This is a genomic window from Actinomycetospora sp. 2LY8.5, assembly GCF_057180585.1.
In genome coordinates, this window is sequence record NZ_JBXUHE010000079.1 from 1 (window position 1) to 9,775 (window position 9,775).

The 9,775-nt window shown below is 73.6% G+C and carries 10 protein-coding genes; 6 read left to right on the forward strand and 4 right to left on the reverse strand.

Going from position 1 to position 9,775, the window contains the following annotated elements; genetic code table 11:
- Positions 1–81: 81 nt before the first annotated feature.
- Together AC2A1K_RS34995 and AC2A1K_RS35000 are read left to right on the forward strand one after the other, a co-directional pair.
- Positions 82–3,024, forward strand: a complete 2,943-nt coding sequence (locus AC2A1K_RS34995) for an FAD-binding and (Fe-S)-binding domain-containing protein (RefSeq protein ID WP_483900964.1) — start codon at positions 82–84, stop codon at positions 3,022–3,024.
- Positions 3,021–3,335 (forward strand): DUF5313 family protein, encoded by a 315-nt coding sequence (locus AC2A1K_RS35000; RefSeq protein WP_483900965.1) that lies wholly within the window; start codon positions 3,021–3,023, stop codon positions 3,333–3,335. Before AC2A1K_RS34995 ends, AC2A1K_RS35000 begins: the two co-directional genes overlap by 4 nt.
- Before the next feature lie 52 nt (positions 3,336–3,387).
- On the opposite strand, the gene AC2A1K_RS35005 is transcribed toward AC2A1K_RS35000, so the two are convergent.
- Positions 3,388–4,959 carry a glycosyltransferase family 39 protein gene (locus AC2A1K_RS35005; protein WP_483900966.1) on the reverse strand — a complete coding sequence of 524 codons (1,572 nt, stop codon included), beginning with the start codon at positions 4,957–4,959 and terminating at the stop codon, positions 3,388–3,390.
- A gap of 122 nt (positions 4,960–5,081) precedes the next feature.
- Here AC2A1K_RS35005 and AC2A1K_RS35010 point away from each other — a divergent pair, with 122 nt between their 5' ends.
- From AC2A1K_RS35010 to AC2A1K_RS35020, 3 genes are all read left to right on the forward strand, one after another.
- Positions 5,082–5,831, forward strand: a complete 750-nt coding sequence (locus AC2A1K_RS35010) for a BglII/BstYI family type II restriction endonuclease (RefSeq protein ID WP_483900967.1) — start codon at positions 5,082–5,084, stop codon at positions 5,829–5,831.
- Positions 5,828–6,604 carry an MT-A70 family methyltransferase gene (locus AC2A1K_RS35015; RefSeq protein WP_483900968.1) on the forward strand — a complete coding sequence of 259 codons (777 nt, stop codon included), beginning with the start codon at positions 5,828–5,830 and terminating at the stop codon, positions 6,602–6,604. The genes AC2A1K_RS35010 and AC2A1K_RS35015 overlap by 4 nt, the downstream gene beginning before the upstream one ends.
- Before the next feature lie 151 nt (positions 6,605–6,755).
- Complete coding sequence (locus AC2A1K_RS35020) at positions 6,756–6,998, forward strand: helix-turn-helix domain-containing protein (RefSeq protein ID WP_483900969.1); 243 nt, start codon at positions 6,756–6,758, stop codon at positions 6,996–6,998.
- 74 nt (positions 6,999–7,072) lie between these two features.
- Here the strand turns inward: AC2A1K_RS35020 and AC2A1K_RS35025 are convergent, their stop codons facing one another.
- The 3 genes from AC2A1K_RS35025 to AC2A1K_RS35035 all read right to left on the reverse strand — a co-directional run bounded on the left by AC2A1K_RS35025 (position 7,073) and on the right by AC2A1K_RS35035 (position 8,941).
- A complete protein-coding gene (locus tag AC2A1K_RS35025; protein ID WP_483900970.1) occupies positions 7,073–7,615 on the reverse strand; it encodes a dihydrofolate reductase family protein in 543 nt (180 codons plus the stop codon).
- A 68-nt stretch (positions 7,616–7,683) separates the two neighbouring features.
- Complete coding sequence (locus tag AC2A1K_RS35030; protein ID WP_483900971.1) at positions 7,684–8,331, reverse strand: helix-turn-helix domain-containing protein; 648 nt, start codon at positions 8,329–8,331, stop codon at positions 7,684–7,686.
- Positions 8,332–8,404: 73 nt separating this feature from the next.
- A complete protein-coding gene (locus AC2A1K_RS35035; protein ID WP_483900972.1) occupies positions 8,405–8,941 on the reverse strand; it encodes an ester cyclase in 537 nt (178 codons plus the stop codon).
- 82 nt (positions 8,942–9,023) lie between these two features.
- On the opposite strand from AC2A1K_RS35035, the gene AC2A1K_RS35040 reads away from it, so the two are divergent.
- On the forward strand, positions 9,024–9,653 hold the full coding sequence (locus tag AC2A1K_RS35040) for a hypothetical protein (RefSeq protein ID WP_483900973.1): 630 nt from the start codon (positions 9,024–9,026) through the stop codon (positions 9,651–9,653).
- Positions 9,654–9,775 lie beyond the last annotated feature (122 nt).

Genomic DNA, 9,775 nt, shown 5'->3' on the forward strand with positions numbered 1-9,775 from the left:
CACCCCGCACCCCGCACCCCGCACCCCGCACCCCGCACCCCGGCCAGCGAAGCATCCCCGAGCGGCGCAGACTGACCCGCGATGACCGCCACGCGCCCTTCCTCCCGCGAATCCCTCCTCGCCGAGGACCTGCGCACGGCCGTGCGCGGGCGGGTCCGGTTCGACACCGCGAGCAAGGCGATGTGGTCGGCGGACGCGTCGAACTACCGCCACGTGCCGATCGGGGTCGTGCAGCCCGTCGACCTCGACGACGTCGAGGCGGTCGTCGACGTCACCCGGCGCCACGGTGTCCCGCTGCTGCCGCGCGGCGCGAGCACGAGCATCGGCGGGCAGGCGGTGAACGAGGCCGTCGTCGTCGACTTCTCCCGGCACCTCACGCGCGTGCTGGAGATCGACCCGGACGCGCGCACGGCCCGCGTCCAGCCCGGTGTCGTGCTCGACGACCTGCGCGAGGCCGCCCGCCCGTACGGGCTGACGTTCGGCCCCGACCCGTCGACGCACAACCGCTGCACGCTCGGCGGGATGATCGCCAACAACGCCTGCGGGTCGCACTCGGTGGCGTGGGGCAAGACCGTCGACAACGTCCGCGCGCTCGAGGTGGTGCTGGCCGACGGCACGCGGATGGGCGTCGGCCGCACCCCGGACCCGGACGAGGCGAAGAAGCGGCCCGGGCGTGAGGGGGCCGTCTACCGCGAGCTCGACGCCCTGCGCCGGAAGTACGACGGCACCATCCGCGCGGAGCTCCTCGTCGAGGGCATGACCCGGCGGGTCAGCGGCTACAACCTCGACCAGCTCCTCGACGACCACGGCGTCGACCTCGCCCGCGCCCTGGTCGGCACCGAGGGGACCTGCGCGACGATCCTCGAGGCGACCGTCGACCTGGTCGAATCGCCGCCCGCGCGGGCGCTGTGCGTGCTCGGATTCCCCGACGCGTACACCGCCGCCGACCACGTCATGCCGATCCGCGAGCACCACCCGCTGACGATCGAGGGCGTCGACGTCGGCGTCATCGGCGCCCTGCGTGCGAGCCGGCCCGACGACCGCACCCACGAGCAGCTGCCCGAGGGCAAGGGCTGGCTCTACGTCGAGACCGGCGGCGCCGACCGCGGCGAGGCCGAGGCCACGGCGCGCGCCATCGGCAAGGAGATGGCGGCCTACGGCGCCAGCGTCAAGGTCGTCTCCGAGCCGACCGCCATGCGCGCGCTGTGGAAGGTCCGCGAGGACGGGTCGGGCATCGTCACCCGCTCCCCCGACGGCGGCGAGGCCTGGCCGGGATGGGAGGACGCCGCGGTGCCGCCCGCGCAGATGGGCGCCTACCTGCGCGAGTTCGACGCGCTGCTGCGCCGCCACGGCCGGCAGGGCGCCTACTACGGGCACTTCGGTGACGGCTGCCTGCACGTGCGCATCGACTTCGACCTGCTCACCCGCCCCGGCCTGGCGAACTTCCGCGCCTTCCTCACCGACGCCGCCGACCTCGTCGCGGCGCACGGCGGCTCGGTCTCGGGCGAGCACGGCGACGGGCAGGCGCGCGCCGAGCTGCTCGCCCGCACCTACTCCCCGCGGCTGCTCGAGGCGTTCGGGGCGTTCAAGGCCGTCTGGGACCCCGAGGGCCGGATGAACCCGCGCCGCGTGGTCGACCCGGCGCCGATGGACGAGGATCTCAAGGTCTTCGTCGGCGTCCCCACCATCGGTCCGACGACCGAGCTCGCCTACACCGACGACCGCGGCAGCTTCACCCGCGCGAGCCGGCGCTGCATCGGCGTCGCCAAGTGCATCTCGGACTCGGGCGGCTACATGTGCCCGAGCTACCGCGTGACCGGCGAGGAGTCGCACTCCACCCGGGGCCGCGCGCGGATGCTCTTCGAGATGGCGTCCGGGCAGCTGGTGCCCGACGGCTGGCGCTCCATCGAGGTCCGCGACGCCCTCGACCTGTGCCTGAGCTGCAAGGCCTGCCAGCGCGACTGCCCGGTCGGCGTGGACATGGCCACCTACAAAGCCGAGTTCCTCGCCCAGCACTACGCGGGCCGCGCGCGCCGGCGCCCCCGCAGCCACTGGTCGATGGGCTACCTGCCGCGCTGGCTGCGCCTGGTCGACGCCGTCCCCGGCCTGCCCAGGGTCGCCAACGCCCTGGCGCGCCGGCCCGCGCTGGCCTCGATCGCCAAGCGCCTCGGCGGCATCGCCCCGCAGCGCGACATCCCGGCGCTCGCCCCGAAGCCGCTGCGCCGGCTCCTCGCCCCGCACCCGCCGCGCCCGGACGGGGCCGAACCGCGCATCCTCCTCTGGCCCGACACGTTCACCTCCGCGTTCGACCCCGAGCTCGCCCTCGACGCGATCGCCGTGCTCGAGCACCTCGGCTACCGCGTCGAGCTGCCGACCGGCCAGGTGTGCTGCGGGCTGACCTGGCACACGACCGGTCAGCTCGACACCGCGCGCGCGGTCGCCCGGCGCAGCCTCGACGTCGTCAAGCCCTGGCTCGACGACGGCGTCCCCGTGGTCGGCCTGGAGCCCTCGTGCACCGCGGCCCTGCGCCAGGACGTCGTCGAGCTGCTCGGCCCCGACGACGAGGACGCCGCGCGTCTCGCGGCCTCGACGCGCACGCTCGCCGAGATCCTCGCGTCCCACGTCGACGAGCTCCGCGCGCAGGTCACGACGACCACGAAGGCGGTCGCGCAGATCCACTGCCACCAGTACGCGGCGATGGGCTTCGACGCCGACCGCGCGGTGCTCGACGCCCTCGGGGTCGACGTGCGGGTGCTCGACGAGGGCTGCTGCGGGCTCGCGGGCAACTTCGGCTTCGAGGACGGGCACTACGAGGTCTCGACGGCGTGCGCCGAGCGGGGCCTCATGCCCGCGGTGCGCGCCGCCGACCCGGACACCGCGGTGCTCGCCGACGGCTTCTCCTGCCGCACCCAGATCCGCCAGCTCGAGAACGCGGGCCACGAGCCGGTGCACCTCGCCCACGTCGCGGCGACGGCGCTCGGCCTGCGCGCAGGGAGGCGCGAAGCGGCGCGAGCGGCGCCGTGACACGCCCCGGCGTCCTGCGCTGGATCGCCTACGCGTTCGGGGCGCGCCTGCCGGTCCGGTACGCGCCGTGGGTGCTGCACGACCTCACCTGCCGGACCTGGTTCCTCCGCCACCTCACTCGGTCCGCGGTCCAGGCGACGCCTGCCGCGTTCCTGGCGCTGCTGCCCGGGCCGGTCTGGCTGAAGCTCGCCCTACCGCTGTTCGTGCTGGTCTCGACGCTGTTCATGGCGACCCTGTTCTCGCCGATGGTCCGCGAGAAGCGGCTCTACCAGCACGGTTACCTGCCGGAGGTCGTGCTCCGGGACTACTGAGCCTTCGTGAGCACTTTCCGGGGCTATAGCCCCGGAAAGTGCTCACATACCGCTACTGCATGTGCGTGATCGATCCCCATGACGCCGACCAGGGGGCGCGCAGGTCGCACAGGGCGAGCGGGACGTCGCCGTTGACGACGGCGTCCGCAGCCGGATCGCGGTGCGGCGGCAGGGGCGTCACCGTCCGGCAGAGTGCCCCGGTGTCCTCGATCGGGCCGACGAGGATCGCCGCGGTCGCGGAGTCCGGGGGTGGCCCGAGGAACGCGAACCCGCGGTGCGCGCTGTAGACGGGCGGCAGCCCCGCGGCGGGCCCGTGGACGTCGAGGGCGGCGGCGTACCAGTACGACCAGGCCAGCACGGTCGTCCGCGCCTGCTGCTCGGGCGGCAGCGCGCGGTACGCCGCGGCGGCGTCGGCGGCGAGGCTCGGCCAGCCGACCTGTCCCGCGGTGAGGAAGTCCCCGCGATCGACGCGCCACTGGGCCGGCCCCAGCGGCAGGGCGATCACGGCGACGAGAAGCGCCGACGCGACGTAGGCGGGGATCGACACCGTCCAGCCCCACCAGCGCGCCGGGCGCCGGTCCTGCAGCACGACCGCGCCGGCGGCGAGGAGCACCGCGGCCAGTCCCATGACGTAGTACGGCCGGCCACCGGCGGCGATCATCATCGCGGTCGTGGCGACGGCGGCGACCCCGACCGCGCGCCAGGGCCGCAGGGTGTCGGCGCGCAGCAGTCCCCACAGCCCGACACCCGCGAGCACCGCTCCCGGCACGAGGCCGACGTCCCAGGCCGCGAACGGCAGGAAGCACCAGCGGTTGCCCGTCAGGGCGCCCTCGCCCGCCACCACCGCGCCCATGTGCAGCTGCGGCCAGCCGTGCGCCGCCTGCCAGAGCAGCGTCGGCACGGTCGAGGTCGCGGCCAGGGCCAGCGCGACCCACAGCGCCGGCCGTGCGAGCAGACGGCGAGGCCCGGCCACGAGCACGCCGACCGCCAGCCCCGCGACGAGCACGGGGACGAGGACCTTGACGGCCAGTGTCACCGCCAGCACCGGGGCCGCGGCCAGGAGGAGCCGGTCCCCCGCGGCACGCAGCCCAGCGGAGCTGCCGCGCCGGAGGGCGTCGGTACGGATCCACCTCACGACGAGCCAGAGCAGCAGCGTCCACAGGAACGGGTCGAGCGTGGAGGTCGCCAGCAGGTGGCCCGTGGCGAGCAGGAACGGCGAGATCGCGATCGCGGCGCCGGCCAGCAGCTGCGCCCGGCGCCGTCCGCCCATCTCGGCGGCGATCAGCGCGGTGACCACGACGTGCGCGGCGCTGGCCAACGTGGCGGGCAGGCGCAGGACGACGAGGTTGCCGGGGGCGACCACGTCGAGCCCCGCGGCGAGCCAGGGCACGAGCGGCGGCTGGTCGGCGTACCCCCACGCGAGGTGGCGACCGGCCGCGATGAAGTACAGCTCGTCACCGAACGCGCCGTACCAGGCGGACGTGGCGGTGTGCACGAGCGCGACCGCGCCGGCCAGCAGGAGCACCGGGCGCCACGCCACCGGCGAGAGACGCGGAGCGGGGTCGACGACGTCGCCGAGCCGGACGTCGGGCGCGGCGACGGGGATCGGGGCCGTGGTCGTCACCGGGGACCTCCGGCGGGGAGGTGACCCATTCGAGTGACCCTAGAGGTCCGCGTCACACCGCCTCGGGGCGGGTCGCGCGGTGGACGGGGCCGTGCCCGATCGTGGTGGGACACTGGCCGGCGATGGAGCTCACGCAGGGGTGGTCGACGGTCGTCCCGCCGGAGATCGCCGAGCGCTACGAGCTCCGCGAGACCCGCAACGCCGCCGCCGTCCTGGCCGCGACGGGCCGCGAGGAGTTCGCCGAGGTCTGCGCGGTGCTCGCCGACTTCACCCTCACCACCGCCGACCTCATCGAGGCCGGCGGCAACGAGTCACGGCTCGCGGCCCGCCTCAACGCCGCCTTCCGCGGGCGCGGCTGGCGCGAGGGACGGGTCGACACCGTGGTGACGTCCCGCCTGCAGGTGCAGCCCTGGGCGCCCGCCGGGGAGCTCGGCGTGACGGTGCGCGAGAGCGAGGTCGTCAACGAGGGGTACAAGGTCGACAACGTGAAGGGCCGGGTCGCGCTCGACGTCGAGTGGAACGCCAAGGACGGCAACCTCGACCGCGACATCGGCGCCTACCGCGCGCTCTACGACGCCGGCCTCATCGACGGCGCGGTGCTGCTCACCCGTACCCATGACGACCTGCGCGAGCTCGCCCGCGAGCTGACCCGCGCGGCCGGGGGCAGCGACGACGAGGTCCGCAGCAGGCTCTCGACGTCGACGACCACGCACCTGGGCAAGCTCGAGTCGCGCATGACGCGCGGCGACGCCGGCGGCTGCCCGCTGCTCGCCGTCGCGATCTCCCGTCGGTGCTGGGCTCCGGGCGACGGGGAGCGGGACCGGCCGGCGGCGCCCGCGCCGCTCATGCTGACCGACGAGTTCGTGCAGTGAGCGACGAGGACGACCCCGTGCTGTCGGGGCCCGGCGCTAGCGTCCCGCCCACCCCGATCCCGGCGAGGAGGCCCGAGACGATGACCCTGGCGGCGGACGCCGGCAGTGCGACGGAGACCGACGACGCGACACCCCGACGCCGCGCGGCGCCCCTGCGCGTGGACGCGACGCCCCTCGAGGAGGTCGCGCTCCCCCGGGCGGCGGGCGGCTGGTCGTGCGTCTACGCCGACCCGCCGTGGCGGTTCACCAACCGCACCGGCAAGGTCGCGCCGGAGCACCGGCGGCTCGATCGCTACGACACGATGACCGCCGCCGAGATCGCGGCGCTGCCGGTCGTCGACGTCGTCTCGGCCAACGCCCATCTCTATCTCTGGGTGCCGAACGCCCTACTGCCCGAGGGCCTCGCGGTGATGCAGGGCTGGGGCTTCCGGTACGTCAGCAACCTGGTGTGGGCCAAGCGCCGCAAGGACGGCGGGCCCGACGGGCGCGGCGTCGGGTTCTACTTCCGCAACGTCACCGAGCTGATCCTGTTCGGCGTGCGAGGCTCGTTGCGCACGCTCGAGCCCGGCCGCCGCCAGGTCAACATGATCGAGACCCGCAAGCGCGAGCACTCCCGCAAGCCCGAGGAGGCCTACGACCTCATCGAGGCGTGCTCGCCGGGCCCGTACCTCGAGATGTTCGCCCGGTACCCCCGCCCGGGGTGGTCGAGCTGGGGCGCCGAGTCCGCCGAGGACGTCGCGCCACGGGGACGTCAGTACCCTGCCTACAGGTAGTAAAGGAGCGAACTGATTCGCTCACGGTCCGTCATAGCACTGAGCCGACGGGCGGACCTTGATCTCGTTCGCAGTACGCGTCCGACCGCTTGACTCAGCGGTAATCCCCCACAGTGGCGGCGCTCGGCCACGCGCTGTGATACTGCCCCGCATGGCGAAGACACCAGAGCTGGCGCGCAACCAGCGGGTGACGGGGGCGGAGCGCTCCAAGCTCGGCAGCGAGCTGCTCAAGCGGTACCAGAAGGGCGCCAGCATCCGTGAGATCTGCGCCGAGACCGGCTACAGCATCGGGCGGGTCCGCCGCCTGCTCGTGGACGCGGGCGTCGAGTTCCGCGGCCGCGGCGGCACCCAGGGCCGCGGCCGCAAGGACAGCACCAAGAACACCACGGGCTGAGAGCGCCCGCCCGAGTCCCGAGTCGCGGGTCCTCGATGGGGTGGGTGTGGAGCCCTCTCCGTCGGCGCGTCCGGCTACCGAGCCGGCGTGTACGCCAGCACGACCGCGCCGTTCCCGATGTCGGTCACCCCGGCCATGTCCATGGCGGTCGGGCCGATACCCGACAGCAGCGACTCACCGGATCCCGCGACGAAGGGCGAGATGCTCACATGCAGCTCGTCGAGCAGTCCCGCCTCGAGAAGCGCCCGGCTGAAGGGGCCGTTGCCGTACTTCACCAGCGTGCCGTCGCCGGACTCCTTGAGCCGGGCGACGGCCGTGAGGGCGTCACCGTCGAGCACCTCGGCGTTCCAGGTGGTCTCGGTGAGCGTGGTGGAGGCGACGTACTTCGGCAGCGAGTTGATCCTGTCGGCGAGCTCACCGGTCATGCTCGGCCACGTCGCGGCGAAGCCCTCGTAGGTCGCCCGCCCGAGCACCAGGCCGTCGGCGCGGTCCAGCAGCCGGAGCTGGTACTCCATGTGGCGGTCGTTGGCGACGATCTTCATCTGCGCGGCCCAGAAGTCGTCCCCGGTGACGCGTCCGTCGATCGAGAGGTGGTCGTATTCGATGAGAGTGCGCATACCCCGAAGACGATCATCCCGATCTCGGACCGTCTTGTATCGAACCGAAACCGTCAAGGTCGGGAGGCTCAGAACGCGAGGAACGGCACGCCGGACCTCAGCTCACCGGGCGTGTGACCGGTCGCCCACCGCATCGCCCGCGCGAGCTGGGGCTGGTCGTAGTAGCCACCGACGGTGACCGCGTCGGCGATCGAGCGGCCCGCGGCGAGGAGCCGCGCGGCGCGCCGTGCCCGGTCGATGCTGACGAGCTTGCGGCGCGAGACGCCGACGGCGCGGCGGAACCGCATCTGCGCCGTGCGTTCCGACACGGCCCGTGGACGTTCGCCGTGACGGACCTCGTCGACGAGCGGATCGAGGAACAGCAGACCCGCCCGGATCAGCCTGTCGACGAAGACGTCGACGTTCTGCGCGCTCGGCATCTCCCAGTCGCGGTTGTCGAGCAGGAGCCGATCGCCCGACACCGTCGGCAGCAGGACGTCGTTCAGGTCGATCAGGCCGGACGGCGGGAACAGGGGCACGTAGGCACCGCACTGCAGGTCGACACCGAAGAACTCGCAGCCTTCCGGGCAGGTCATCCGCGTGGCCCGGGTCTCCGGTCCGCGCAGGTGCACCGTCGTTCCGTGAGCGGTCCGCGCGAACGCGATCATGGATGTGCCCTTGACCGCCGAGGTGAAGGCGGTCGGGGCGTCACAGCGCGCCGTCCACACCCGTTGCACCACGGGACGTCGCCGGCCACGGCGTCGAACACCATCGCCACGACGGAAGCCTAGGGGCGGGGGAGCCGACCTGTCAGCCCGAGCGCGCCCGCCGGCGTCGGGCGAGCGCGTTGAACCCGCGCTTGAGCCCGACGTCGAGGCGCGACCCCTCGGCGGGCATCAGCCCGATCTGCCGGGCGAACTGCAGCTGATCGAAGATCACGAAGTTGCTCGCGATGCGCCCGCCGGCCACCACGAAGTGGTCCATCCCGTCGAGGTCGACCGCCGCCCCAGTCGCCTCGAGGCCCTCCCATGCGGCCCCCGAGTGGTGACCCGCGAGGCGCCAGCGCAGGAACACCTCGCCCTCGTCCCGCGTGCCGTTCTCGGCCATGCCCTCGATCGTCATCGCGAGGTCCGGCACGGCCTCGAACACCCCGCGCCACCAGACGACGAGGTCGTCGGCGCCGCGCACGGTGCGCGTCGGGAAGCGCGCGCGGATCGTCGGCGCCCACACCTGGCGCAGCGCCTCGGCGTCGTGGGCGTTGAGCACGTCGATCGTCCACCGGACGAGCGCTCCGGGGGAGCCGTCCGGCGGTGGCGTCGGACGGGGCGGGTCGGGCGCGGAGCTCACGGCACGGAGCGTAGAGGTCCCCCGTGTCGGGCACCTTCTCGTCCATGGCTTCCCCGAACGTCCCCCGAGGTGTCCCGGCCCGATGAGCACGTCCCAGCTCGCCGCCCAGTGGGTCTCGGCAGTCGGCAGCGCCGGCTCCCTGCTCGGCTTCGCCGCGTACGTGTGGATCATGCTGCTCAACCGCAAGGACCAGGTCGAGGTCCGGCAGGAACAGCAGGCCCAGGGTGTCACGGCCTGGCTCGACGAGGGCGGGCGGCACGACCGCGACGAGGATTTCGTGCTGTGCGTGCACAACGGCGGCGACTCCCCCGTGTTCCAGGTCCGCTGCCTGTTCAGCCTGCCCTCCAGCGAGGAGCAGCACAGCATCTCGATGGCGCTGCTCCCCCCGGCCAGTGACCGGATCCGCTCCCTGCCCTTCGGCGCGGACGAGGTCAGCCGCGAGGAGCTGTACTCCGCGCCCGCCGTGCCGGAGATGCGGTTCACCGACTCGCACGGCACGCACTGGGGACGTGACGGCAACGGGCAGCTGCACCGGCTCGACCGCCGGGGCGTCCGCCGCAGGCCCTCGTCGGACGGCGGCGAGGACGGCGCCCGCGACGACTCCGCGTGGGAGCAGGCCCACCGCGAGCGCGCCGACGCTCCCCGCGACGGCGCGTCGCGGGGCTCGGCCTCCCAGGACGACAGCCGGGAGCGCGCCAGCAGCCAGGCCTAGACGAGTAAGTCCGAACGGCGTGGTGGCCGGGAAGGAGGGCGGAGGGCGCCCAAGATCCGTTTGTGACGACAGACCTGGACACCCTCCTGACCGGACTCTACGTCTACATCGACGACCATCTC